Here is a 23,771-nt window from a genome sequence, read left to right on the forward strand (position 1 = left end):
CCGGGTCTGAACACCCTTGGTAAGGTTAGGTTCAGGCGGCCGCCGCGGTTTCGCCCTGCTCCAGCGTCGCGCGCACCGCCGACCGGCCTCCGCCGACCTTGTTCATCAGGACGGCCAGGGCGGCGAAGTCGATGGGCTTGTTCAGATAGGCGTCGGCGCCGGCGTCCAGACCCGCGGCGTGGTCCTCGCTGCGGGCCGAGGCCGACAGGACGGCGATCGGGGTCTCGGCATTGGCGCCGGCCTCGCGGATCAGGCGGGTGGCGGAAAGACCGTCCATCACCGGCATGTTGACGTCCATGATGATCAGGTCGAACGCCTGGTCGGCGGCCATGTCGACGGCGATCTGGCCGTTCTCCGCCGAGGCGGTGGAATGGCCCGCCGAGCCCAGCCAGGCTTCCAGGATCATGCGGTTGACCGGGTGATCCTCGACCACCAGCACGCTCAGGGCCTGGCCCTCGTCGATCTCGGCGGCGATGGCCTCGGCGGCCTCGATCGCGCTCCATTCGACGACATCGGCCTGGACCGAGAAGGTGAAGGTCGAGCCCTCGCCCACGGTCGATTCCACGGTGATGTCGCCGCCCATGATGTTGGCCATGCGCCGGGCGATGGTCAGGCCCAGACCGGTGCCGCCGAAGCGACGGGTCGAGGAGGCGTCCACCTGGGTGAAGGGCTGGAACAGGCGCGCCAGGTCCTCGGGGCTGATGCCCGAACCGGAATCGCGAATGGCGAACTCGAAGGCCACCCGGCGTTCCGACAGGCGGGTCGAGCGGATGGTGTAGTTGATCGCCCCACGCTCGGTGAACTTCACGGCGTTGGACAGAAGGTTCTGGATCACCTGACAGACGCGCAGCGGGTCGCCACGTACGATCGACGGGGTCTCGCCCTCGAAATGGGCGACGAACTCGATGCCCTTGGCCTCGGCCTGGGCCATGAAGGGTCCGGTGACGCGGCGGTGCAGGTCCTCCAGCGAGACGTCGACGGTCTCGAAGGTCATCTTGCCCGCCTCGATCTTGGTCATGTCGAGGATGTCGTTGAGCAGGCTCAGGAGGTTGTCGCCCGAGTTGCGGATGATCGACAGATAGTCGCGCTGGGTCGTCTCCAGACGGGTGGCGCTGAGCAGCTGGGCGGCGCCGAGGACGCCGTTCATCGGGGTGCGCAGCTCGTGCGAGATGACGCCGAGGAAGCTGGACTTGGCCTCATTGGCCGCATCGGCCTTGTCGCGGGCGCCCTGCAGCTCTTCGATCAGATGGGCCTGATGCTCCTGGAAGGCGCGGATCCGCTCTTCGCGCAGCATGGTCATGGTCACCAGGACGAACATCCCGGCGGCGGTGAAGGGCAGGACGCAAAGGAAGGGCCAGAACAGCGGGCCGCCCCACTGGCTGGCCAGAATAATGAGGCCGGCGGCGCCGTAGGGCGAGGAGATGATGACGGCCTGACGCGGAGCGCCGCGCAGCTGGGCGAACACCAGGACATAGCCGGAAATCAGCAGGGCGACGGCCAGGGTATGGCCGAACGGCGCGCCCGAGAACCAGGCCAGCAGGGGGGCGGCGGCCCAGGCGCCGGTGGTGACGGTGGCGACCGCCGGGAAGACGAAGCCCCAGCCCGCCCCGACCTTGTCGGCCATACGTTTTTCGAAGGCGCCGCGGATGGCGCCGGCGGTCAGGGTGACCGCGAACCAGATCAGGGCCTTGGTCCAGCCGACCGTGCCCAGCAGGCCGATGGCCCAGCTGGCGATGATCAGATAGCGCAGATACTGGGTCTGCAGGATGGCGGTCAGGGCCTGGGCCGCATCACCTGCGCCACTGCCGAGCCCTTTGCCGATACCCTCGGATCCGACCATTGATATTCCCGGAAAACTGAACCGCCCGGGCAGACGCTACGTAAAAGTGTCTAAGACGAAGTGAACGCTTTGTTTTGAGATTCGGAAGGCGTCAGGGCACGGATCGAAAGGGCGTGGACGGGACCCGCCAGTTCCTCGGCCAGCAGGGCGTTGATGGTCCTCTGGCGCGCGACTCGCCCCTGCCCTTCGAAGGATTCGGACACAACCGTGAGGTTGAAGTGGCTCTCGCCGCCGGGCCGGGCGTCCATGCCGCCTTCATGATGGTGGCCGGCGTGGCGCCAGCTGTCATCCTCGAGCTCCAGATGGGTCGGCGACAGGGCTGAAACCAATTTTTCCCGGATAATCGTCGCTACAGGGCCGTCCGGCATCGATGCGTCCTTGATGAGGTCCAAATCCACCCTACACTTGGGACAATGGCTGCGTCATTCGAATACAAACCCCGTTTCAAGGACATGCGGATCAAGCCGTCGAAGCCCGGAGAGGCTGAGGCGGAACAGGATGTCCTGCGTCTGAAGCCCGGCGAGAAGCCGTGCGACCACCCCGACTGCTCCAAGGCGGCGACGGCGCGTGCGCCGAAATCGCGCGAGCGGCTGAACGACTTCTACAATTTCTGCCAGCCCCACGCGGCCGAGTACAACAAGGCCTGGAACTTCTACGCGGGCATGAACGAGGCCCAGATCCGGGCGGCCAAGGAAAACGAGGCCATGACCGGCGGGCGTCCGACCTGGGACATGAAGGCCTCGAAGAACTCCAGAGAGGCCGCGACCTTCGCCGCCAAGATGGGCACGGCCAACAACACCGGCGAGGGCTCGTGGCGCGACAGCTACGGCCTGTTCGGTCGTCGCGGCGAACACGCGGCCGCCCCTGCAGAACCTGTCTACCGCGTCGGCAAGATCGAGGGCGGGGCCCTGCGCGACCTGGACCTGGAGCCCGGGGCGACCAAGGAAGAGATCAAGGCCGCCTATCACGCCCTGCTCAAGCGCTGCCACCCCGACCACAACGGCGGTGACCGCGGGGCCGAGGCCAAGCTGGTCCGCGTGATCAAGGCTTACAAGACACTGAAGAAGGCCGGGCTGGCCGCTTAAGCCGCCACCTTCGTCCGGAACTCCCGCACCAGATCACGGAGCTGGGCGAGCTCGCTCACCGCCATGTCGGATTTGGCCAGCAGGGCCTCGGCCAGACAGGTCGAGCGGGCGATGACGTCCCGGCCCGTCTCGGCCAGCCGCACCTGAACCTCGCGCTCGTCCTTGGGGCTGCGCGTGCGCGTGACCAGTCCCGCCGCCTCCAGCCGCTTGACCAGCGGCGTGATGGTCGAGGGCTCCAGCGCCAGCCGCGACGCCAGACCGCCGACGGTCAGAAAGCCCTCCTCCCCCGAACCGGCATCCTTCAAGGCGTTCAGCACCAGATACTGGGGATATGTGATGCCCAGCTCATCCAGCATGGGCTTGTAGAGCCGCGTCACCGCCATCGAGGCGGAATAGAGGGCGAAGCACAGGTGGTCGTCGAGCGACATCTCGGCGGGCGACAGAGCGGACGGGTTTTCCATGCCCAGCCATTTATCACAATAACAGTTAGCGTCGCAAACTTTTCACTGGACTCGGCGAAAGGGCGGGCCTAGAGGATGTTTATCGCGATAAACAAATCGCCGACGCGACGGCTGCGAAGGAGTTTCCGATGAACATTCTGTACAAGGCTCACGCCACCTCCACCGGCGGCGGCCGCGACGAAGGCCGCTCGACCACCGACGACGGCAAGATCGACGTCCTGCTGTCCCTGCCGGCCGAGATGGGCGGCAAGGGCGGCGCCGGCACCAACCCGGAACAGCTTTTCGCGGCCGGCTACGCCGCCTGCTACATGGGCGCCCTGCGTCTGGTCTCCGGCAAGGCGGGCACGCCGGTCGGTCCGGACACGAAGATCCACACCACGGTAGGCATCGGCCCGAACACCCGTGGCGAAGGCTTCAACCTCGACATCGGCATCAAGGTCACCGACCACGGCCTCGACAAGGCCACCATCGACGGCCTGATCCAGGCGGCGCATCAGGTGTGCCCCTATTCCAACGCCACGCGCGGCAACGTCGACGTGGACCTGTCGGCCGAATAGGCCTCAGCCGCCGCCCTTCATGAAGGGCACCGGGGCCCCGAGATACTGGCTGGGCCCCAGGATCGCCGGCGTCTGGTCGAAGCGGAGGCCTTTCAGCCGCGCGGACACCAGGTCCACGAGGGATTCGAAGGTGGGGACCTTCCCCACCTTCACCTGATCCCGGAGAATAGCCGTCAGGCAGAAGGTGAAGGCGCCGTAGCTGGTCGCCCCGTGGCGGTACTCATAGGAGAACTGATCCTCGCCGCACGCCTCGATGATCAGGGGCAGATAGGCCCCGCGCGCCATCTCCGGGTTCTCCTTCTTCAGCGCCTGGTAGTCGCGCGACGACAGCAGCCGGGTCGTCCCCGACCGCCCGATGCGGTAGGTCGCCCTGTCCCGCCCGTAGAATTGCTCGGCCAGCCGGGCCTGCGACTCCGGCGCGAACTCCGCATTGAGCGGCTTGAAATCGCGCGGCACCCACATCTCGGCGTCGATGTTCCACTTCAGAGCCCGGTGACGGATGTCGTCCGGCGGGGTGATCCCTCGCGGCCGGGCCCCGCCGTCCCGGTGCATGCCGCCGCTGTGGCAGCAGTCCAGGATCATGGCGAAACGGCAGTTGTCCGGCAGCTGGCTGTAGAGCGTCCGCAACTGCTGATCGGCGACCCAGTGTTCCGGCGTCCAGTCGAAATCGTGCGGGACCAGCACCTCGGTCTGGAAATCCGGCTCACCGTTGCCGCCGTATTCGGGCACCCGCGCCCCGTGACCGCTGTAGTAGAAGACCCGCTCGTCCTCCTCGGCGGCGTCGTCCAGCAGCCATCCCAGCCGGCTGAGAATCCCTTCGGCCGTCGCCCGCTCGTTCAGGCAGACACGGATCTCGCCAGGGTCGAAGCCGCATTGCTGCAGGGTGGCGCTCATGGCGAAGACGTCGTTGACGCAGCCCTCCAGATTCTGGGACGGGTCCGCATATTCGTTGATCCCGACCAGCAGGGCCCGGCGCGTCCCGCCCTTCTTCGCCTTGGGTTTGACCGCCTTCAGGGCCGCATCGAAGCCCTTGGATCCGTACACCTTGGCATTCGCCGCATCCCGGCCGAGCGGCCCCCACAGATTGTTGATGGTGGCGCTGTGGGTCAGGTATTTCACGGCGTCATGATCGTCGGCCTCGTCGAAGGAGGTGATGATCTGGTCGAAATTGTCCGCCGACTGCACGACCAGAGGTTCGGTGAACACCTTGTCGAACGGATTGTAGAGGTGGTGCCAGTGCTTGACCGGCAGGCGCATCACCCGGCCGTTGGTCAGGTTGCCGACGACGAAGTCGTTGCCGATCTGGGACCCGAGGGTGACATAGTTCACCCTGGCCAGCGCCTTGGCCAGTTCGGGGTCCGCCATGGCGTCGGGGTGGCTGAAGGCGTTGTAGGTGACCAGCGACCCAAGACTGTGCGCCAGGACCACGTCCGGCTTGACCGTCCTGATGGTGTCCAGAACCCGCTTGCGGCTCTTTTGCTGGAAGGGCTTGCTCGCGGTCCAGGCGACGACATAGCCGGCCGTCCACCGCAGGCGGTGGCTCGCCTGATCCAGAAAGCCGCGCCGGGGCCGGAGGATGGAGCCGAACTTGCTGCCCAGAAGCTTGGCCGCCGCCTCCAGGGTGTCGCCCACGCCGATGTCCTGCTCGGCGAAGATGTCGTCGTAGTTCACGAAATCGAACTTGAGGATCGAGGGATCGGGGAAGACGGATTCGACCGCCCTGGCCCAGTCGCCTTCCCAGTCCTTGAGCCGCTGATCGCCCAGCCCGTGCACCCCGAGGATACGGATCGTCTTGGCCATTGGTCGTCCTCCCGCAACCGAAGCTACACCCATAGGGAGAAATTGATATACCAATGATCTACGAAAGGTGGGCCGGTGGACCTGTCTGCGGGCGGGGCATAGGCTGTCGGGCATGAGCGCCCCCAGCCCGGCAAGGCCACAGGTCCTGATCGTCGGCGCCGGCCCCACGGGACTGGCGGCGGCGCTGTTCCTGACGCGGGCGGGCGTCGCCGTGCGGATCATCGAGGCTGCGCCCGCGCCGACGACGACCTCCAGGGCCCTGGCCGTCAATCCGCGCTCGCTTGAGCTGCTGCAGCCGACCGGCGTCACCGCCCGGATCCTGAGCGAGGGCCAGTCGGTCTCGGCCATACGCATCGCGCGTGAGGGCCGGATCACCGCCAGCCTGCAGCCCGACTGGGAAAAGGTCGCGCCCGGACGGCCCATGACCATCCTGCCCCAGGCCCGGACCGAGGCCCTGCTGACCGAGGCGCTCGCCGACCTCGGGGTCACGCCCGAACGCGGTGTGGGCCTGACCGGCCTGACCCAGACGCCCGACGCCGTCACCGCCGCGCTGTCCAACGGTGAGACCGCGACCGCCACCCTGCTGCTGGGCGCCGACGGAGCCCATTCGGCGGTGCGCCACGCCCTGGGCCTCGACTTCCCCGGCGACGCTTCCGATCTGCCCTGGCATCTGATGGACGTCGACATCGCCGGCGCTCCTGCGGACGAGGCGCGGATCGACTTCCAGCGCAGCGGCCCGATCATCGCCCTGCCCTTCTCCGGCGGGACCTTCCGGCTGATCGGTTTCGGCGAACCCCTGCTGCCACGCCTGCCCGCGAGCTGGACGGCCGGAGAGGTGCGCTGGGCTTCGGAGTTCAGGGTCTCACACCGGATGGTTCCGACCATGGCCGTCGGCCGGGTCGCCCTGGCCGGAGACGCTGCCCATATCCATTCGCCCATCGGCGGACGCGGCATGAATCTGGGCATCGAGGACGGCTTCGTCTTCGCCGCCTGCGCGGTGGACGCCTTGCAGGGCGACCTTTCCCGCATCGCCGACTACGCCCGGCTGCGTCACGCCGTCGATGCGGCATGGGTGAAGACCTCCCACGGCCTGACCGGCTTCGTCACCGACCAGTCGCCGATGGCCCGTTTCGCCAAGCGGATCGCTCCGCCGATCGCCGCCTCCATTCCCGGCCTGGTCGATATGGCGCTTAAGCGCGGTCTGGGTCTCGACCACCCGACGGACGTGCGCTAATCGCACAATCATGGCCTCCCCTCTCGACGCGACCCCCGATCCCCTCCTGACGTTCGAACCGCACCGCAAGGTGACCGTGCGCGAAGCCTTCGGTGTCGATTCCGACATGGTCGTGCCGATGTTCGACACGGTCGACAGCCATGTGCCCGAGGTCGATCCCGCCTATCGCTTCGATCCACAGACGACGCTCGCCATCTGCGCCGGCTTCGCCTACGACCGCCGGGTGATGGTCCAGGGCTATCACGGCACCGGAAAGTCGACCCATATCGAACAGGTCGCCGCCCGGCTGAACTGGCCGCTGGTTCGCGTGAACCTCGACAGCCACGTCTCGCGCATCGATCTGGTCGGCAAGGACGCCATCGTCCTGAAGGACGGCAAGCAGATCACCGAGTTCCGGGAAGGCATGCTGCCTTGGGCCCTGCAGCGCCCGATCGCCCTCGTCTTCGACGAATATGACGCCGGCCGTCCGGACGTGATGTTCGTCATCCAGCGCGTGCTGGAGGCGCAGGGCCGCCTGACCCTGCTGGACCAGAACCGCGTCATCCGCCCGAACCGCTGGTTCCGCCTGTTCTCGACCACCAACACCATCGGTCTGGGCGACACCTCGGGCCTGTATCACGGCACCCAGCAGATCAATCAGGGCCAGATGGACCGCTGGAACATCGTGACCACACTGAACTACCTCGAGCACGACGTCGAAGCCGGCATCGTCGCCGCCAAGGTGCCCGAGTGGTCGGACGCCGACGGCCTGCGCCGCATCGCCGCCATGGTCCGCGTCGCCGACATGACCCGCAACGCCTTCATGAACGGCGACATCTCCACCGTCATGTCGCCCCGCACCGTCATCACCTGGGCCCAGAACGCCATCATCTTCGGCAACGACGTGGGGCTGGCCTTCCGCCTGACCTTCCTGAACAAGTGCGACGAGCTGGAGCGGCCGACCATCGCCGAGTTCTACCAGCGGGCGTTCGGGGAAGACTTGCCCGAGGCGGCGACGCGAGTGAAGGTGGGCTGACGCCCGGCGGGATTGTGTCGAGGCGCCCAAGGGACGTCACGATGCGCAAGGCCCTGTTGCAAACGATACTTCTCGCCGTCGCCCTGGTTTACGGCGCGCCCGAGGTGGCCCGTGCCTGCTCCTATGCCGGCAACACCTATGATCGGGACAAACGCGAGCCGCTGGACGCCCTGTTCCGCCGCTCGGCCTTCGTCGAACGGGTCCGGGTGCAGATCGGCGCCCCCCCGACCTGCCCGCGCCGGCCGTCTGTCGGCGCCGAGGATGACGTCTGGGACGCCTACTACGCCTCGGCCGGAGAGCAGTGCGCGCCGGATCCCTTTAATGAGCCGCCGGCGCCTCTGACCGGAATCGTCGAGGAACGGTTCAAGGGTTCAGGGCCGGACACCCTGTCTCTGGCGCCCGAGTACGGCGACTTCAGCGACGTCAGACGGTTCTCCATCGCGGATGAGCAGCAATTTGCGGACGGCGAAAGGGCCCGCGCCTCAGGTGGCCATGCCTGGCCGGAGTTCTGGCTGGAAGGCGATATCGGGTTCGCAAAGGACGGCACGAACAGTTGCGGCGGACGGCCCTTCCTCGTCCCGGCGATAGACTACGTTCTGTTCCGCGACCAGGCCGGGAAGATCGTCGGCGCCGAACCGGTGTCCCGCGATGACGATGAATTCCTTGGCTGGCTCAGGCGCGATCCCGCCGAGCCCGCGAGCGCCCGCACCTTCACCGCGCAACAGGCCTTCGCGACGACCCCCTTCATGACCTTGGTGCAAGTCACCCGTTGCCGTGAGGCCACCGCGCGGTCTTCCGGTCATGTTGCGGCCCGCCTGCTAAGGGGGAATCCAGCCTTCGTGTTCGCCTCCGAGGTGGAGATCGGCGGAGAGGCTGAAACCTACAATCTCGATGCGTGGTTCGCATTCCATCGGACGAGATGCCATCCGATGACGTTGCTGGTGGTCTCGACGAGCGCCTATCCCGCTTCAACCCGACAGTCCGGCGAGACATCGTTTCAGGCGCGGGCCTGGGTTCCGCCCACCCCGGCTGCAGTGACCGGCGACAGCGTCAGGGTCGCCGACCTGTTTCCGGGCGTCCACCTGACGGGTCCTGAACGCGTGACCGTCGATCAGGCCTTCGCGTGGCAGGAGGCTGGAAGACCGCCCGTGCGAGCCGACGACAGCGTCGGGCCTGCGCGTTGAGGCCGGAACCATGAGGGGACGGTGTTCTTTGAAATTCCCCTCGAAAACCCCCTAGGAAACCGGTGTCATCGGTGCTTGTATCCGCGCCATCGAAGGGCCGCCAAGAGCCCTCCCCCGGGAAATGGAAACACCGTCATGCAGATGAATCGCCGCGCCCTCCTGTCCGCCGCCGCCGCGACCGCGGTCGCCTCGGCGACCCCCGCCCTCGCCCGCACCGTTCAGGCCGCCGCAGCGCCCGACCGGGCCGCCGTGATCGCGGCGATGAAGAAGGCCACCGCCTTCATGACCGACGAAGTCGCCGTGGGCGGCGGCTATGTCTGGAACGTCCTGCCGGACTTCTCGCGCCGCTGGGGCGAGCTGGAAGCCTCGCCGACGATGATCTGGGTCCAGCCTCCGGGCACGGCGACCGTGGGTCACGCCTATCTGGACGCCTATCACGCCACCGGCGACGAGCAGTTCTATCAGGCCGCCAAGTCCGCCGCCGACGCCCTGATCGCGGGCCAGCACCCGCGCGGCGGCTGGAACTATGTCATCGACACCGCCGGCGAAGAGACGCTGAAACAGTGGTACGCCACCTATGGCCACAACGCCTGGCGGATGGAGGAGTATCACCGCTTCTACGGCAATGCGACGTTCGACGATGCCGGCACGGCCGAGGCCTCGCAGCTGCTGCTGCGCGTCTATCTGGAGAAACGCGAGCGCAAGTACCGGGCGCCGCTCGACAAGGCGATCCAGTTCGTCCTCGACGCCCAGTATCCGAACGGCGGCTGGCCGCAGCGCTTCCCCTTCGTCGAAAACGGCGGGGTCCACGGCCACGCCGACTATACCCCCTACATCACCTTCAATGACGATGTGGCGGGCGAGAACATCGAGTTCCTGCTCTATGCCCACCAGGCCCTCGGCTCGAACGACGCCCGCCTGGTCGACGCCATCGAGCGCGGCATGGACATCTATGTGAAGACCCAGCAGCCCATGCCGCAGCCGGCCTGGGGGCTGCAGCATTTCCCCGACACTCTGAAGCCCGCCCCGGCCCGGACCATCGAGCCCCAGGCCTTCGCGACCCATACGACGGGCACCAACATCCGTTCGATGATCGGCTTCTACAAACTCACCGGCGATCGGAAATTCCTGGCGCGCCTGCCCGAGGCCCTGGACTGGCTGGATCAGGTCAAGACGCCCCAGAACCTGATCGCCCCCGGCCGGACCCATCCGACCTTCATCCTCGAAGGGTCGAACACCCCGATCTACATCCACCGGCGCGGGTCCAACATCACCAACGGCCAGTATTACGCCGACGCCAACCCGAACAATCTGATCGTCCACTACGGCTCGTTCCGCAACGTCGATACCGCCGCCCTGCGCCGTGAATACGAGGCCGCCGCCGCCATGGATCCGGCCGCCCTGATCGCCGCCTCTCCCCTGCGGGCCAAGGCGGGTTCGTTGAAGCTGCCGAAGTATTTCACCCTGCGCGACGTCAGCGTCTGGGACATGTCGACGGACGCGCGGCGCGAGCGGGCCCCGGCACCGACGGCGATCGCCGCCCACCTGTCGGGCCTCAACGCCCGGGGCTACTGGCCCTCGCCCCTGACCACCACGTCCAACCCCTATATCGGCGAAGCCCCGGCCGCGGTGACGGGCGGCGAGTATCAGACCACGCGCGTCGGCGACCTGTGGGACACCTCGCCCTACACCACCGACTATCCGGTGGAGTGCATCTCCACAGCGGTGTTCATCAAGAACATGGGCGACCTGATCGAGGCGCTGGAAGCCTGAGGGACTTGACGGCGCGTCCGCTTCCCTTCCCTTGGGCGGACTGAGGGGAGCGGGTGATGGACGCGTCGGGCAGGCTGGAGATCGCGGCGGGTTTCGCCACCGCCCTGGGGCCGCGCGCGGACAACCAGGACTTCGGCGCCGTCCATCTGGGCACGCCTTCTGAACAGGCGCTGCACGGCATCGTCGCGGTCGTCGCCGACGGGGTTTCGGGCTCGAAGGGCGGCCGCATCGCCGCCGAGCTGGCGACGCGCAGCTTCATCGACGGCTATCTGTCGAAAAGCCCGCTGGGCGGAATCGCGGCGGCCGGGGTCAGCTCCCTGATGGGCTTCAACCGCTGGCTCCACTCCAAGGGCCGCACCGATCCGGAGATGAAGGGCGCCGCGACCACCTTCACCGCCCTCGTTTTGCGCGGGCGTGAGGCGACCGTGCTCCACGTCGGCGACAGCCGGGCCTGGCATTTCCGCGACGGGGTCCTGACCCAGCTGACCGAGGACCATGTCCTGTCCCAGCCGGGGCTGAGCCACGTCCTCTACCGCGCCGTCGGCATCGAGGCCGATGTCCGCCTCGACGTCCGGCCGGTGCCGCTCAAGCCCTACGACCGCTTCCTGCTGACGTCCGACGGCGTCCACGGCGTGGTCGATGCGGAGACCCTGACCCGGCTTCTGGGCCGCATGGCCTCGCCCGACGCCGACGCCCAGTGCATCGTCGATCAGGCCACGGCCAACGGCGCGACCGACAACGCCACGGCCATCGTCATCGACGTCATCCGCCTGGGTCCGCTGGATAGCGAAGCCATCGGCGTCGAGGCCGAGGGCCTGCCCGTCCTGCCGCCCCCCGATGCGGGCGACAACGTCGACGGCTTCCAGCTGGAGCGGCTGCTGTCGGACGGCAAATACACCCGCGTCTTTTTGGCGAAGGACGGCGCCGACCCGACGCCCATCGTGCTCAAATTCCCCAAGCCGGCCCTGCTCAGCGAGCACGGCGCCCGCCTGTCCTTCCTGCGCGAGAGCTTCATCGGCCGCCGCATCGACAGCCCGTATGTCGGCAAGACCCTGACCCTGGATCCGGGTCGCCAGAGCCGCCTCTACATCGCCCAGCCCTTCTACGAGGGCCGGACCCTGCACGCCCGTCTGGCCAATGACGGGCCGCTCGATATCCAGCCGGGCGTGCGCGAGGCCATCCGCCTGTCGCGCGGCGTCGCGGCCCTGCACCGTCAGGGCATCGCCCACCGCGACATCAAGCCGGACAATGTCATCCTTGAGAAGAATGGCGGGTTGAAGCTGATCGACCTCGGCGTCGCCCGCCTGCCCAAGGTCGAGGACTTCACCGAGGGCGAGGCGCCGGGCACGGCCGGATATATGGCGCCCGAGTTGTTCGACGGAAATCCCGGCGACGCCCTGACCGACCAGTACGCCCTGGGTGTCACCCTCTACCGCCTGTTCGCGAAAGACTATCCGCGCGGTCAGGTCGAGCTGCCGCAGCGCCCGAAGTTCGAAAAGCCGGTCCCCCCGACCCAGCTGCGGCCCGACATGCCCGCCTGGCTGGAGGCCGCCCTCCTGCGCGCCATCGCCGTCGACCCGTCCGACCGCTTCGCCGACGTCGAGGAGCTGATCCATGTGCTGGAGAGCGGCAGCGCCGTCGCCGTGGCCCCGCCCCAGCCGCCGTCCCTGATCGAACGCGACCCGGTGCGCTTCTGGCAGGGGGTCTGCATCCTTCTGGTCATCGCCCTGATGGTCTCACTGGCGACCCGCTGACGGGCGACACGACGAAAGAGATCAGGGCGTCGGCGGCGGGCCTTCCGCGTTCCTGACCATCTGCCGACGGACGCGAACGATCGAGGACGCGATCTCGTCGCGGCTCGCGCCCGGGTTCGCGAGAATCCGTTGGGATTCATACAGACCGTGCAGATAGGCCATGTCCCATTCCGTCAGCCCGTCCACCTGCTCCGGCGTATCGAACAGGTTCAGCACGGTCGCATAGGCCGAGGTGTCGGCGTCCGGATCCACCTGGGCCAGGCTGACCATCGCGATATAGTCGCCCAGCTGGGTCAGGCTGACCCCGTCGATGCGGTCGATGTCGATGATGACGAACACGCGTCCGGTGTCGTCCACGATCTGGGTCGAGAAGGTCGACAGCCCGGCGCGGCTGATGATCGGGGCGGAATGCCCCGGGAGACGCACAGCGATTTCCCCGGTGTCCCGGTCGACGGGAAGGCTGACGGTCCACCAACGCACAGGCCGATCCGTGGTCTGGAACTTCTCCAGAGCATTACGTCCGAGGTCCGTACCCGAGCCGCCCAGAACGAACAGGCGCGGACGTCGGGCCACGAAGGCCTCGGTGAAGGCGTTGGCGTCGGTTGTGGCGACGATCAGGACGCCGGGTGTGCACCCGGGGGCGCCCGGCTTGAGCCCCAGATCCTGGGCGACGGTGGATACGCGATCGACGATATACTGGGCCGTCTCGGCGCGCAGGTTGGCGACCCCGACGCAGACTCCGTCACGCCAACGGGCCAGAGCCCGTCCGCGGGCGGGCTGGCCGACCGTCGCCACGAAGTCCCGTGTCGCCTCCTCGAGCCGCCGGCCCTCGATGACGACGTCTCCCAGATCGGTGGGCGCTCCGGCGGGGGAGGTCTCGGCCGCCTGTGAGGCCGCCGTCTGGCCGATGGTCGAGACGGCCGGTGAAACAGCCGGCGGGATCGGGGCCAGGGCGGCGGCGCCCAGAGCGAGGGAGAGGGTGAAACCCAGCATGGCGGCCGTCCTTTGCGTCTGTCGTCCCGATCAGGGTGTCCTTTACTGGGCGGAAGTCTCGTTTTCCCCCGCATCCTCGGCGGCGGTCATACGGTGATGGACCCGCACGATCGAAGCGGCGATCTCGCTGTTGGCGGCGTGAGTGTTCAGACGCGTGCGCTGGGAGGCGTAGAGCCCCTTGAGATAGGCCATGTCCCAGTTGGTCAGGCCTTCCGTCCGCTCCGGATCATCAAACAGGTTCAGCACCGTGGCGTAGCCCGAAGTGTCGGCGTCGGGATTGATCTGGGCCAGGGTCACCATGGCCAGATAGTCGCCGAGTTGGACCAGATTGACGCCGTTGATCTTGTCCACATCGATGATGATGAAGACACGCTTGGTGTCGTCGACGATCTGGGTGGAGAAGCGCGTCGCCTGACGCGTGGCGATGACGGGCGCGTATTCGTCACCGGGCATCCGGACGGCGATGTCGCCGGTGTCGCTGTCGGTCGGCGCGCTGACGTTCCACCAGCGCACGGGACGCTCGGTCGTCTCGAAATGCCTCAAGGCGCGGCGGCCCAGATCCATGCCCGCTCCGCCGACCACGAACAGACGGGGACGGCGAGCCACGAAAGCTTCGGTGAAGGCGTTCGCATCCACCGTGGCGATGATCAGGACGGACGGGTGGCAGCCGGGCTGCCCCGCACTCAGGCCCAGGTCCTGAGCGACCGTCGAGACCCGATCGGCGATGTAGTGGGCCATCTCGCCCTGCAGATTGACCACCCCGACGCAGACGCCGTCGCGCCAGCGCGCCAGACCGCGTCCTCGGGCCGGCTGACCCACTTCATCGACGAACTGCTCGGTCAGGTCTTCGAGACGGCGTCCCTCGACCACGATGTCCTGAAGATCGGTCGGCGCATCGGGATCCAGCGCCGAGGTCGTCGCCGAAGCCTGAGTAACCGCCGGGGCCGGCGACTGGACCTGCGACGGGGCGCCGGTCTGGGGATCGACACCGCCCTCCGGGGCCAGAGCGAGTGCGGCGGCGAGAGCAAGAGCCAGCATGACGATCATCCCTTCGTGTTCGGTGAACCTAACACGCCGATCGAACAGCAACCAGTGGTGGAGTCAGCGCGTGAACTAGAGGTTCGGACGGGGCGGCGCCGGCAGGGGCGACGGCGGCGAGGACGGGCCCGCGTTCGAAGGCGGGTTGGGCGGGTAGTAGGGCCCGTGCAGCCGCTCCCGGCGATGGCCGTAATAGCCGCAGCCGGCCAGGAAGGCGGCGCCCACCGCGACGGTCAGGACGGCTCTGGCGAGGGAGACGGGGCGCTGGGTCATGATGGTTAAAGACCATCGATACGGAACAGCGTCAACGGCTCCGCTCGATCACAGATAGGCGCCGACCGCCCAGGGCACGAATTCGTTGTCGCCGATGCCGAGCGCCTCGGACTTGGACGGCTCGCCCGAGGCGACCGCCAGCATCCGCTCGAAGATCTCGCGACCGACCTCGGCCATGGGCGTGCCGGTCAGGACCGGCGAGGCGTCGATGTCCATGTCCTCATCCATCCAGCTGGCCAGTTTGGCGTTGGACGCGACCTTGATCGAGGGGGCGGGTTTGGCCCCGAAGACCGAGCCCCGCCCCGTGGTGAAGACGATCAGATTGGCGCCCGAGGCGATCTGGCCGGTCGCTGAGCAAGGGTCGTAGCCGGGGCTATCCATGAAGGTCAGCCCTTGCGTCTTCAGCGGCTCGGCATAGCCGATGACGTCGGTCAGGGGCGTCGAGCCGGACTTGGCCACCGCGCCCAGCGACTTCTCAAGGATGGTCGTCAGACCACCCTTGAGGTTGCCCGGCGAGGGGTTGTTGTTCAGCTCCATGCCGTGCTTGTCGGCATAGGCGCGCCACCAGTCGAGGCGGGCGTTGAGCTTGTCCGCGACGCCCTGCGAGGTCGCGCGGCGCAGCAGCAGGTGTTCGGCGCCCCAGATCTCGGGCGTTTCCGACAGCATGGCCGAACCGCCGTGGGCGACCAGCAGGTCGACGGCGGCGCCCAGGGCCGGATTGGCTGTGACCCCGGACCAGCCGTCCGAGCCGCCGCATTGCAGGCCGACGGTCAGGTGCGAGGCGGACACCGTCTGGCGCTCGACCTTGGCGGCCTCCTCGACCAGTTCCTTCACGATCTCGATGCCCGCCTCGATGGCGCGGGCGGTGCCGCCGGCCTCCTGAATGGTCATGGCGCGCAGGGTGGTCCCGGTCTCCAGCTCGGACTTCTTCAGCCAGTCGGGGATCTGGTTGGCCTCGCAGCCCAGGCCGACGATCAGGATGGCGGCGAAGTTCGGATGGCGGGCGTAGCCGGCCAGCGTCCGCTGCAGCAGTTCGACGTCGGTGGACAGGGACGACCCGCCGCAGCCGCCCTGATGGGTGAAGGCCACGACGCCGTCGACGCCTTTCGGCAGGCTGGCGTCGGGGAAGGCGTCGGCGACGCGGCGCGCGACCGTCGCCGAGCAGTTCACGCTGGTCAGGACGCCGATGTAGTTGCGGGTGCCGACCCGGCCGTCCTTGCGGACGATGCCCTGGAAGGTGGCGCCGTCGAGGGCCTTGGGCGGATGAACGTCGGCGCCGACCTCGGCCTCGCGCCCGTCGTCGGCCATGGCCAGGTTGTGGACGTGGACGTGATCCCCGGCTTCGATGGCCGTCTTCGCCCGGCCGATGACCTGACCGTAGCGGCGGACCAGGCCGCCCTCGGCGATCGCGTGGCGCGCGATCTTGTGACCTTGGGCGATGTCTGCGCGGGCGGGGGCGTTCAGGCCCTCGGGCGTCTCGCCGGCGGTGATGTCGTCCAGCGCGACGGCGATATCGTCGGCGGGGTTCAGGATCAGGACGCGGGACATGACTTACTCCACGACAAGCCGGGCGGCCTCGACCGCCCCGTTTGTGCCGAGCGACAGATAGGCAGCCGTCACCGCCTTTGCGAACGCCGGGTCGGCGGCGAGCGCGGGCGGGAAGACGGCGGATAGGGTCAGAAGCGCCGCGACCCGGGCTTCATCGGTGTCGGCGCCGGCCAGGAGTTCGGCGGTCTTCGCGGCCAGCGGATCGTCGACGACGAAGGTCTCGCCGCTCTCGGTCACGCCCGACTGCCACTTCATCCAGGCGGCGATGCCGAGCGCCAGGGCGTCGATCCCCTGCCCGGCGGCCAGCCGTTCGGCGGTCCCGGCCAGCAGACGCTGCGGCAGCTTCTGGGAGCCGTCCATGGCGATCTGGCGCGTGCGGTGCATCAGGGCCGAGTTGGAGAAACGGGCCATCAGCTCAGCGCGATAGGCGGCGATGTCCAGACCCGGCGGCGGGCTCAGCGTCGTCTCCGCCTCATCCCACAGGGCCTCGATGAAGGCCTTTAAGGCGGGCTGGGCGACGGCCTCATGCACATGCTCATGCCCCGACAGGGCGCCGAGATAGGAGACGGCCGAATGGGCGCCGTTCAGCAGACGCAGCTTGGCGTCCTCCCACGGGGCGACGGCGTCGGTCAGCTGGACGCCCAGGGCCGCGAAATCCGGACGGGGGCCCGCGAACCGGTCCTCGATGACCCACTGGGTGAAGGGCTCGGCCTTGACCATGCCCTCGTCGCGCACGCCGATCCGGCCGGCGAGTTTGTCGATGTCGTCGGGGATGGTCGCCGGGACGATCCGGTCGATCATGGTCTGGGGGAAGGCGCCTTCCGCGGCGATCCAGTCGGCGAGGTCAGGATCGATCCGTTTGGCCATCTCCAGCACCCCGGCCCGGATGCGGGCGCCGTTGTGTGGAAGGTTGTCGCAGGAGATGACGGTGAAGGGCTTCAGCCGCGCCGCCTTGCGGGCGTGAAGCGCCGCGACGACGAAGCCGGGGGCCGTGCGGGGCGCGGAAATGTCGGCGAGGTCGGCGGCGACCTCCGGATCCTCGACCATCAGATCGCCGGTCGCCGGATCGAGGCGATAGCCCTTCTCGGTCACCGTCAGGGTGACGATGTGGACGTCCGGATGCGCCATGGCGGCGACGAGGGCGGCGGGGTCTTCCGGCCCGACCAGAACCCCCTGCCCGGCCCCGATGACGCGCAGATGCTCGGCGGCGCCGTCACGGATGACCAGCGTATAGAGGCCGTCCTGCGGGTTCAGCTGATCGCGCACGCCGGGCGATCGCAGAGAGGCCCCCAGCACGCCCCAGCGCAAGTCGCCGCTGGCCAGGGCATCGTCGAACACCACCGCCTGGTGCGCCCGGTGAAAGGCGCCGATGCCGAGGTGGACGACGCCGGTCTTCACCGCCGCGCGGTCATAGGCGGGCAGGACGGCCGGAGCCGCCGCGACCGTGGCGTCAGAAAGCCGGCTCACAGCTTGTAGGCCGCCTTGACCAGACCATAGGTCAGGGCGTGGGCCAGTTCGTGGGCCTCGTCCTCTTCCATCCGGTGCTCGACCACCAGCTTGGCGAGGAAGCCGCAGTCCATGCGCCGGGCCACGTCGTGACGCGCCGGGATCGACAGGAAGGCGCGGGTGTCGTCGTTGAAGCCGACGGTGTTGCAGAAGCCCGCCGTCTCGGTGGTCTGCTCGCGGAAGCGGCGCATGCCCTCGGGGCTGTCGTGGAACCACCAGCTCGGGCCCAGCTTCAGCGCCGGATAGTGACCGGCCAGCGGAGCCAGTTCGCGGCTGTAGGAGGTCTCGTCCAGGGTGAACAGGATCAGGGTCAGGCGGGTGTCCGAGCCGAAGCGGTCCAGCAGCGGCTTGAGCGCCCGGACATAGTCGGTCTGGGTCGGGATATCGCAGCCCTTGTCGCGGCCGAAGCGGTTGAACACCGTCGCCGAGTGGTTGCGGAACGAGCCCGGGTGCAGTTGCATGACCAGACCGTCCTCGACCGACATGGCGGCCATTTCGGTCAGCATCTGGCCGCGGAACAGCTCGGCGTCGGCGGCGGAGACCGGGCCGGTCGAGACTTTTTTGAACAGGGCCTCGGCCTCGGCCTTGGACAGGTCGGCGGTGAAGGCGGTCGGGTGGCCGTGGTCGGTCGAGGTCGCGCCCATCTCGGCGAAGAAGGCGCGGCGGGCGCGCAAGGAGTCGAGATAGCCGGTCCAGGTGGTGGTGTCGCAGCTGGTCTGTTCGGCCAGGACCTTCAGATTGTCGCGGAAGCCCTCGTAGTCGGGGTCCAGCACCGGGTCGGGGCGATAGGCGGTCAGCACCCGGCCCTTCCAGCCCGAGGCGCGGATGGTCTTGTGATATTCGAGGGTGTCGGTCGGCGACTCCGTCGTGGTCAGGACCTCGATGTTGTAGCGATCGAACAGGGCGCGCGGCTTGAAGGCGTCGGTCTTCAGGGCCGCGTCGATGACGTCGTAGTAGTGGTCCGCCGTTTCGGCCGAGAGGCGCACATCGATGCCGAAGGCCTCGGCATAGACCCAGTCGTGCCACATGCGCGAAGGCGTGCCGCGGAACAGGTGATAGTTTTCGGCGAACCGGCGCCAGATGGTGCGGGGATCGGTCTCGACCGGACCGCCGTCGGCGCGCGGGACCCCGAGGTCCTCCATCGCCATCCCCTGCGAGTGCAGCATGCGGAAGACATAGTGGTCGGGCGTGATCAGCAGCTCGGCCGGGTTGGCGAAATTCTCGTTCAGCGCAAACCACGACGGATCGGTATGGCCGTGCGGGCTGATGATCGGCAGATCCTTGATCTCCGCATACAGGCGACGGGCCAGGCCGCGCGTGTCGGCGTCGACCGGGAACAGGCGGTCGGGGTTCAGCTTCAGCGGATGGCTCATCGGTACGGACTCTTTCGCGCGGCCGGCGCAGGGCGCGCGCTTCCTGGGGTGATCGCGGCGACGGCGAAGGACCGGGTCTGACGACGGTCTCGACGGTTCGTCGGGTGTCTATGACACCGGTAGCATTCCTTTGGCAAATGCGCATGACGCATCGGTCGCGCCATGTTGCGCGAGGAGCCGCCGGAACGCCAGAGGCCGCCGCTCAGGAGACCTCGGTCATCCAGCCGATCCAGCGGCGGGCGCTGGCCTCGCTGCTGTCAGCCCCCAGGGACGCCAGGCCTTCGACATAGGCGCGCGGCGTCAAGCCGAAGGCCTCGGCGAACAGCCGGCGCGCCTGATCCTCATTGGAAAAGCCGAAGCCGAGGGCCAGCTCGCCCAGGGTCTGCCGGTCCGCCTCGCCTTCCACGCCCGGATCGGCGCCCCCCCTCTCCGCGGCCAGAACGTTCAGGGCGCTGCGCAGGCGGTCCAGGCGGCGACGCTGGATCAGCTTCGCCACCCCGCCCTCGCTTTCGAACAGCCGATAGAGGGCCGAGCGCGAGATGCCGGTCGTCGCGCTGATGGTCTCCACCGACAGGCCGCGGTCGCCCAGATTGAGGGCGATGTGGCGCTCGACCACCTCGCGGCGGATGTACTCCTGACGGCGGGTGTCGGAACTGGCCCGCGACACGAGGCCGTCGACCGAGGCCAGGATGTCGACGAAGGCGCGCGACAGCGGCGGCAGGGAGGCCGGTCTCAAGGCGTCGCCGTGGCGGACCAGCGACTGCATGAAATCGGCCAGCATCAGGTTCGAGGGCGGCCGCAGCACCACCCCGTGCAACCCGCCCGCCGCCCCCAGCCCGGCCTCGACGATGCCGCGATCCACGCTGGCGGTGATGATGTGGGCGTCGACCGGCTCGGTCCGGGTCGGCCGGGTGGTATCGGCGATGACGATCTCACCGGGCAGGGCTTCGACGAACCCGCTGTCCGCGCCTCCCTCCAGCCGCCCCTCCACCACCAGGGTCAGGACGATGTGGCTGAAGGCGTCGGCGGCCATGCGGTCCTTGCGCGCATGGACCACCCCGGTCACCCGCCGGTCGAACAACAGGATTCCGTCCAGCCGCCAGGCGCGCATCTCCGCCCGGAAGGGGCCCCGCCCCCTGCTGACGTCCGAACCGCCGGCGTAGAGGGCGACATAGTCGTCGAAGGCGCGCTCCGTCGGTCGGCCGGCGGAGGAGAAGTTGAAGCGCTCGATCATGCCGAGGTCGATGCCGGCGTGGGGGAGGATGGGCGTTGGAACATCACCGTGGTCAACGCCGCCAACGCCACGACCGATCCCGCACCGATCGTGACGACGGCCAGGGCCAGGGGCAGGCGCCCGCCGTCGGCGGCGACATGGTCGCTGACCAGGCCGGTGATGACGGGGCCGGCGGCGGTTCCGAAGGTCGTGGTCGCCGCCAGAAACAGGCTGTTGCCCCCGCGCTGAAGGTCACGCGGAAAGAAGGGCTGGATGCGGATCAGGACCAGGGCCGCGCCGAAACCGCTCGCGGCCATCAGGCCGGCCAGGGCGGCGACGCTCAGGGCTTCGACGGTCGAGGCCGCGACCACGCCCGCGAACCCGGCCGACAGCAGGGCCGCGGCCGCCAGCAGAAGAGCCGAACGCCGGAAGGCGGTGGCTGAGCGGGACACCAGTTGCCCGGCGCCCAGATGGCCGAGCGGCGCCGCGACCAGGGTGATCAGGCCGATGACCACGCCCGAGGTTCCGACCGGCACCCCGAACTGCCGGTGCAGGATGGACGGGGCCCAGGCGGCGCAGGCCTGGACCGCCAGGATCATGCCGCAGCCCGCCACCGTCCAGATCAGGACCGGCCGCGCCCGGCCGGCGACATGGCGCAGGGTCTCGACCAGTCCCGAGGCGGCGGCCGAGGTCGTCACGACCTGTCGCGAGCGCAGAAACAGGACCAGCAGGATCAGGTTGGGGGCCAGCAGGGCCAGTCCCGACAGCCGCCAGGGCGCCAGGTCGGGCAGTCGGGCCGCCAGGGCGACCGCCGCCGTAATCAAGGCGCCGCCCAGCATCAGGCCGAGGCTGCGCCCCACGGTCGAGGCGGCGGTGAACAGGGACACGAAGCGAGCGGCCCCCGCGCCTGACGCTTCGCCCGGCTCATCGCCCTGCGCGGCGCCGTACAGGGCGTTGAGCAGCAGTATCGCCGCCGGGGCGAAGGCCGCCTGACCGATGGCCAGCAACAGGCGTCCGGCCAGAAGTTCGGCGTATCCGGGCGCCAGGGCGAAGACCACGGCCCCCACCGTCCAGAAGGCGATGCAGACGGCGATGTATCGGCCGGTCGTAGCCCCGCCGCCGCGCCGCCCGGCCCAGAGCAGGGCCAGAACATATCCCACCAGGAAGGGCCCGCCCTGCAAGGCGCCGATCTGGCCGTCATTCAGATGGAAGGCGGTCCTCAGCTCGGGCGCATAGACGGCGACCACGGCCTTGTCCGCGCTGGCCGCCAGATTGGCGAGCGCCAGCATCGCGGCCATCCGCATGACCGCCGACCGCCCCGACGCGGAGGGATCATGCGAACCGGACGGCAGGCTATTGGAAGGGTTGAGCAAAATTCGGCGTTTCCGAAATCGGGGCGTAGCGACGACCTCGCGCCGTTCGGGCGGGATTTCAAGGGTCCGTGAAATATTTGAGCCGCACCCCGATCCGCATCGGGCTCGACGGCCGGGACCGCGGGTGTAGGGTGTCGCCATGACCGACGCCCCCACGCCGTCCGACCTTATCGATCAGCGCATCGCCTCCCTGCCCGACTGGCGCGGGGAGACCCTGGCCCGCTGCCGCGCCCTGATCCTGGAAGCCGATCCGGAGGTCGTCGAGGACTGGAAATGGCGCGGCGTGCCCGTCTGGTATCGCGACGGCATGATCTGCACCGGCGAGACCTACAAGGCCGTGGTCAAACTGACCTTCGCCAAGGGCGCCGCCCTGCCCGACCCCACCGGCCTGTTCAATTCCAGCCTCGAGGGCAACGTCCGCCGCGCCATCGACATTCCTGAAGGCGTGGTGATCGACGCCGAGGCCCTGAAGGCGCTGGTCCGGGCGGCGATCACGCTGAACCAGTCCAAGCCGGCGAAGAAGAAATGATCCTTCTCCCCTTGCGGGAGAAGGTGGCAGGCGGAGCCTGACGGATGAGGGGTCACACCGACGGATGAGGTAGGGTTCGGGCAAATATCAAACGCCAGCGAAACCCCTCATCCGAGCCGCTACGCGGCCCACCTTCTCCCGCAAGGGGAGAAGGGAAAACTAGCCGACCTGGGCCAGCTCCGGCACGCGGGTGACTTCGCGCCAGCTCTGCGGATTGGCCAGCAGGGCGCGGACCAGCAGGTTGTTGACGGCGTGACCGGCCTTGTAGCCTTCATAACGGCCCAACAGGGGGGCGCCGAGGACGTACAGGTCGCCGATGGCGTCCAGGGCCTTGTGGCGGACGAACTCGCGTTCCATCCGCAGGCCGCCGGGGTTCAGGATCTCGTCGCCGTCGATGACGACCGCGTTTTCCAGCGAACCGCCGCGCGCCAGACCGGCCTTGCGCAGGGCCTCGACCTCATGGGCGAAGCCGAAGGTGCGGGCGGCCATGATCTCGGTGCGGAAGGTTTCCTCGTCCACGACGAAGTCGACCACCTGGTTGCCGATGACGGCGTTGTCGAAGTCGATCTCGAACCGCATCTCATAACGGTCGCAGGGCAGCAGGGCCGCGTGCTTGTCACCGTCCGAAATGCGGATCGGCTCCAGGATCTCGATGTAGCGCACCGGAGTCGACTGGCGGCGGAAACCGGCGCGGTCCAGCAGCTGGACGAACTGCAGCGCCGAACCGTCCAGGATCGGCAGCTCGGGCCCGTCGACCTCGACCACGGCATTGGAGATGCCGAGCGCGGCGAAGGCGGCCATCAGGTGTTCGATCGTCGACAGGCGAACGCCCTCGGCGTTCTCGATCATGGTGTTCAGGCGCGCGTCGATGACGGCGTCGCCCGAGACCGGGATGCGATTGTCGCGGTCGGTGATGTCGGTGCGGACGAAGACGATGCCCACGCCCGGCGCGGCCGGACGGATGGCCAGACGCACGCGCTCACCGGTGTGCACGCCGACGCCCGCGATAATGGCGGGAGCGACGATCGTCCGTTCGCGATGGTCCTGGCGGGGTTGCAAAAGCGCGTCTCGTTACAAAAACCGACCCGGCCACAAGACGGTCCGGGTCAACCAACTGTCTATCGGACGGGCCTCAAGCGGAAAACGAAACTCGGGTTTCGGATTGTTTCGTTGGTTAACGGAACGCTGAAACGCCAAACGCCCCGGGTCTCCCCGGGGCGTC

At 68.2% G+C, this 23,771-nt stretch carries 21 protein-coding genes; 8 read left to right on the forward strand and 13 right to left on the reverse strand.

The features are described 5' to 3' along the window. Nucleotides 1–31: 31 nt before the first annotated feature. Complete coding sequence (locus ACW172_RS01845) at nt 32–1,840, reverse strand: ATP-binding protein (RefSeq protein WP_492033497.1); 1,809 nt, start codon at nt 1,838–1,840, stop codon at nt 32–34. A 50-nt stretch (nt 1,841–1,890) separates the two neighbouring features. Then, nucleotides 1,891–2,208, reverse strand: coding sequence for a BolA family protein (locus ACW172_RS01850; RefSeq protein WP_492034923.1), 318 nt, complete (start codon nt 2,206–2,208; stop codon nt 1,891–1,893). Between the two features lie 45 nt (nt 2,209–2,253). Between ACW172_RS01850 and ACW172_RS01855 the strand changes: the two genes are divergently transcribed. After that, nucleotides 2,254–2,925 (forward strand): J domain-containing protein, encoded by a 672-nt coding sequence (locus tag ACW172_RS01855; RefSeq protein WP_492033498.1) that lies wholly within the window; start codon nt 2,254–2,256, stop codon nt 2,923–2,925. On the opposite strand, the gene ACW172_RS01860 is transcribed toward ACW172_RS01855, so the two are convergent. Continuing rightward, complete coding sequence (locus ACW172_RS01860) at nt 2,922–3,386, reverse strand: MarR family winged helix-turn-helix transcriptional regulator (RefSeq protein ID WP_492033499.1); 465 nt, start codon at nt 3,384–3,386, stop codon at nt 2,922–2,924. The two genes, ACW172_RS01855 and ACW172_RS01860, sit on opposite strands and share 4 nt — an antisense overlap. A gap of 128 nt (nt 3,387–3,514) precedes the next feature. Between ACW172_RS01860 and ACW172_RS01865 the strand changes: the two genes are divergently transcribed. After that, nucleotides 3,515–3,943, forward strand: coding sequence for an organic hydroperoxide resistance protein (locus tag ACW172_RS01865; RefSeq protein ID WP_492033500.1), 429 nt, complete (start codon nt 3,515–3,517; stop codon nt 3,941–3,943). A gap of 3 nt (nt 3,944–3,946) precedes the next feature. Here the strand turns inward: ACW172_RS01865 and ACW172_RS01870 are convergent, their stop codons facing one another. Further along, on the reverse strand, nt 3,947–5,743 hold the full coding sequence (locus ACW172_RS01870; RefSeq protein ID WP_492033501.1) for a caspase family protein: 1,797 nt from the start codon (nt 5,741–5,743) through the stop codon (nt 3,947–3,949). A 112-nt stretch (nt 5,744–5,855) separates the two neighbouring features. Here ACW172_RS01870 and ACW172_RS01875 point away from each other — a divergent pair, with 112 nt between their 5' ends. The 5 genes from ACW172_RS01875 to ACW172_RS01895 all read left to right on the forward strand — a co-directional run bounded on the left by ACW172_RS01875 (nt 5,856) and on the right by ACW172_RS01895 (nt 12,703). Continuing rightward, entirely contained in the window at nt 5,856–6,977 is a 1,122-nt protein-coding gene (locus tag ACW172_RS01875; RefSeq protein ID WP_492033502.1) for an FAD-dependent oxidoreductase, read from the forward strand. A 10-nt stretch (nt 6,978–6,987) separates the two neighbouring features. Next, nucleotides 6,988–7,992, forward strand: coding sequence for a cobaltochelatase subunit CobS (gene cobS / locus ACW172_RS01880; protein WP_492033503.1), 1,005 nt, complete (start codon nt 6,988–6,990; stop codon nt 7,990–7,992). Between the two features lie 41 nt (nt 7,993–8,033). Beyond that, complete coding sequence (locus ACW172_RS01885) at nt 8,034–9,176, forward strand: hypothetical protein (protein WP_492033504.1); 1,143 nt, start codon at nt 8,034–8,036, stop codon at nt 9,174–9,176. A 135-nt stretch (nt 9,177–9,311) separates the two neighbouring features. Continuing rightward, entirely contained in the window at nt 9,312–10,949 is a 1,638-nt protein-coding gene (locus ACW172_RS01890) for a pectate lyase (protein ID WP_492033505.1), read from the forward strand. 56 nt (nt 10,950–11,005) lie between these two features. Next, complete coding sequence (locus tag ACW172_RS01895; RefSeq protein WP_492033506.1) at nt 11,006–12,703, forward strand: bifunctional protein-serine/threonine kinase/phosphatase; 1,698 nt, start codon at nt 11,006–11,008, stop codon at nt 12,701–12,703. A 21-nt stretch (nt 12,704–12,724) separates the two neighbouring features. Here ACW172_RS01895 and ACW172_RS01900 read toward each other — a convergent pair whose 3' ends face one another. The 8 genes from ACW172_RS01900 to ACW172_RS01935 all read right to left on the reverse strand — a co-directional run bounded on the left by ACW172_RS01900 (nt 12,725) and on the right by ACW172_RS01935 (nt 21,951). Beyond that, nucleotides 12,725–13,696 (reverse strand): hypothetical protein, encoded by a 972-nt coding sequence (locus ACW172_RS01900; protein ID WP_492033507.1) that lies wholly within the window; start codon nt 13,694–13,696, stop codon nt 12,725–12,727. A gap of 42 nt (nt 13,697–13,738) precedes the next feature. Beyond that, entirely contained in the window at nt 13,739–14,734 is a 996-nt protein-coding gene (locus ACW172_RS01905) for a hypothetical protein (RefSeq protein ID WP_492033508.1), read from the reverse strand. Nucleotides 14,735–14,809: 75 nt separating this feature from the next. Continuing rightward, on the reverse strand, nt 14,810–15,007 hold the full coding sequence (locus ACW172_RS01910) for a hypothetical protein (RefSeq protein WP_492033509.1): 198 nt from the start codon (nt 15,005–15,007) through the stop codon (nt 14,810–14,812). A 48-nt stretch (nt 15,008–15,055) separates the two neighbouring features. Further along, nucleotides 15,056–16,555, reverse strand: coding sequence for a UxaA family hydrolase (locus tag ACW172_RS01915; protein WP_492033510.1), 1,500 nt, complete (start codon nt 16,553–16,555; stop codon nt 15,056–15,058). Nucleotides 16,556–16,558: 3 nt separating this feature from the next. Next, complete coding sequence (locus tag ACW172_RS01920; protein ID WP_492033511.1) at nt 16,559–18,022, reverse strand: mannitol dehydrogenase family protein; 1,464 nt, start codon at nt 18,020–18,022, stop codon at nt 16,559–16,561. Beyond that, nucleotides 18,019–19,434 carry a glucuronate isomerase gene (uxaC, locus tag ACW172_RS01925; protein ID WP_492033512.1) on the reverse strand — a complete coding sequence of 472 codons (1,416 nt, stop codon included), beginning with the start codon at nt 19,432–19,434 and terminating at the stop codon, nt 18,019–18,021. The genes ACW172_RS01920 and uxaC overlap by 4 nt, the downstream gene beginning before the upstream one ends. Nucleotides 19,435–19,636: 202 nt before the next feature. Next, entirely contained in the window at nt 19,637–20,668 is a 1,032-nt protein-coding gene (locus tag ACW172_RS01930; RefSeq protein ID WP_492033513.1) for an AraC-like ligand-binding domain-containing protein, read from the reverse strand. After that, entirely contained in the window at nt 20,665–21,951 is a 1,287-nt protein-coding gene (locus ACW172_RS01935) for an MFS transporter (protein ID WP_492033514.1), read from the reverse strand. The genes ACW172_RS01930 and ACW172_RS01935 overlap by 4 nt, the downstream gene beginning before the upstream one ends. A 208-nt stretch (nt 21,952–22,159) precedes the next feature. Here ACW172_RS01935 and ACW172_RS01940 point away from each other — a divergent pair, with 208 nt between their 5' ends. Further along, on the forward strand, nt 22,160–22,549 hold the full coding sequence (locus ACW172_RS01940; RefSeq protein WP_492033515.1) for a DUF1801 domain-containing protein: 390 nt from the start codon (nt 22,160–22,162) through the stop codon (nt 22,547–22,549). Nucleotides 22,550–22,708: 159 nt separating this feature from the next. Here ACW172_RS01940 and lpxC read toward each other — a convergent pair whose 3' ends face one another. After that, nucleotides 22,709–23,608, reverse strand: a complete 900-nt coding sequence (gene lpxC, locus ACW172_RS01945) for a UDP-3-O-acyl-N-acetylglucosamine deacetylase (protein ID WP_492033516.1) — start codon at nt 23,606–23,608, stop codon at nt 22,709–22,711. Between the last annotated feature and the right edge of the window lie 163 nt (nt 23,609–23,771).

The sequence above is a fragment of the Brevundimonas sp. ALps5 genome, from assembly GCF_058681645.1.

What these genes read in the sequence shown, in the direction of transcription:
- ACW172_RS01875 (WP_492033502.1), top strand. Translation starts at nt 5,856, where the DNA reads ATGAGCGCCCCCAGCCCGGCAAGGCCACAGGTCCTGATCGTCGGCGCC.
- ACW172_RS01910 (WP_492033509.1), bottom strand. Translation starts at nt 15,007, where the DNA reads ATGACCCAGCGCCCCGTCTCCCTCGCCAGAGCCGTCCTGACCGTCGCG.
- ACW172_RS01895 (WP_492033506.1), top strand. Translation starts at nt 11,006, where the DNA reads ATGGACGCGTCGGGCAGGCTGGAGATCGCGGCGGGTTTCGCCACCGCC.
- cobS (WP_492033503.1), top strand. Translation starts at nt 6,988, where the DNA reads ATGGCCTCCCCTCTCGACGCGACCCCCGATCCCCTCCTGACGTTCGAA.
- ACW172_RS01885 (WP_492033504.1), top strand. Translation starts at nt 8,034, where the DNA reads ATGCGCAAGGCCCTGTTGCAAACGATACTTCTCGCCGTCGCCCTGGTT.
- ACW172_RS01865 (WP_492033500.1), top strand. Translation starts at nt 3,515, where the DNA reads ATGAACATTCTGTACAAGGCTCACGCCACCTCCACCGGCGGCGGCCGC.
- ACW172_RS01855 (WP_492033498.1), top strand. Translation starts at nt 2,254, where the DNA reads ATGGCTGCGTCATTCGAATACAAACCCCGTTTCAAGGACATGCGGATC.
- ACW172_RS01890 (WP_492033505.1), top strand. Translation starts at nt 9,312, where the DNA reads ATGCAGATGAATCGCCGCGCCCTCCTGTCCGCCGCCGCCGCGACCGCG.
- ACW172_RS01870 (WP_492033501.1), bottom strand. Translation starts at nt 5,743, where the DNA reads ATGGCCAAGACGATCCGTATCCTCGGGGTGCACGGGCTGGGCGATCAG.
- ACW172_RS01940 (WP_492033515.1), top strand. Translation starts at nt 22,160, where the DNA reads ATGACCGACGCCCCCACGCCGTCCGACCTTATCGATCAGCGCATCGCC.
- uxaC (WP_492033512.1), bottom strand. Translation starts at nt 19,434, where the DNA reads ATGAGCCATCCGCTGAAGCTGAACCCCGACCGCCTGTTCCCGGTCGAC.
- ACW172_RS01930 (WP_492033513.1), bottom strand. Translation starts at nt 20,668, where the DNA reads ATGATCGAGCGCTTCAACTTCTCCTCCGCCGGCCGACCGACGGAGCGC.
- ACW172_RS01850 (WP_492034923.1), bottom strand. Translation starts at nt 2,208, where the DNA reads ATGCCGGACGGCCCTGTAGCGACGATTATCCGGGAAAAATTGGTTTCA.
- ACW172_RS01935 (WP_492033514.1), bottom strand. Translation starts at nt 21,951, where the DNA reads ATGCGGATGGCCGCGATGCTGGCGCTCGCCAATCTGGCGGCCAGCGCG.
- ACW172_RS01905 (WP_492033508.1), bottom strand. Translation starts at nt 14,734, where the DNA reads ATGCTGGCTCTTGCTCTCGCCGCCGCACTCGCTCTGGCCCCGGAGGGC.
- ACW172_RS01900 (WP_492033507.1), bottom strand. Translation starts at nt 13,696, where the DNA reads ATGCTGGGTTTCACCCTCTCCCTCGCTCTGGGCGCCGCCGCCCTGGCC.
- ACW172_RS01860 (WP_492033499.1), bottom strand. Translation starts at nt 3,386, where the DNA reads ATGGAAAACCCGTCCGCTCTGTCGCCCGCCGAGATGTCGCTCGACGAC.
- ACW172_RS01845 (WP_492033497.1), bottom strand. Translation starts at nt 1,840, where the DNA reads ATGGTCGGATCCGAGGGTATCGGCAAAGGGCTCGGCAGTGGCGCAGGT.
- ACW172_RS01915 (WP_492033510.1), bottom strand. Translation starts at nt 16,555, where the DNA reads ATGTCCCGCGTCCTGATCCTGAACCCCGCCGACGATATCGCCGTCGCG.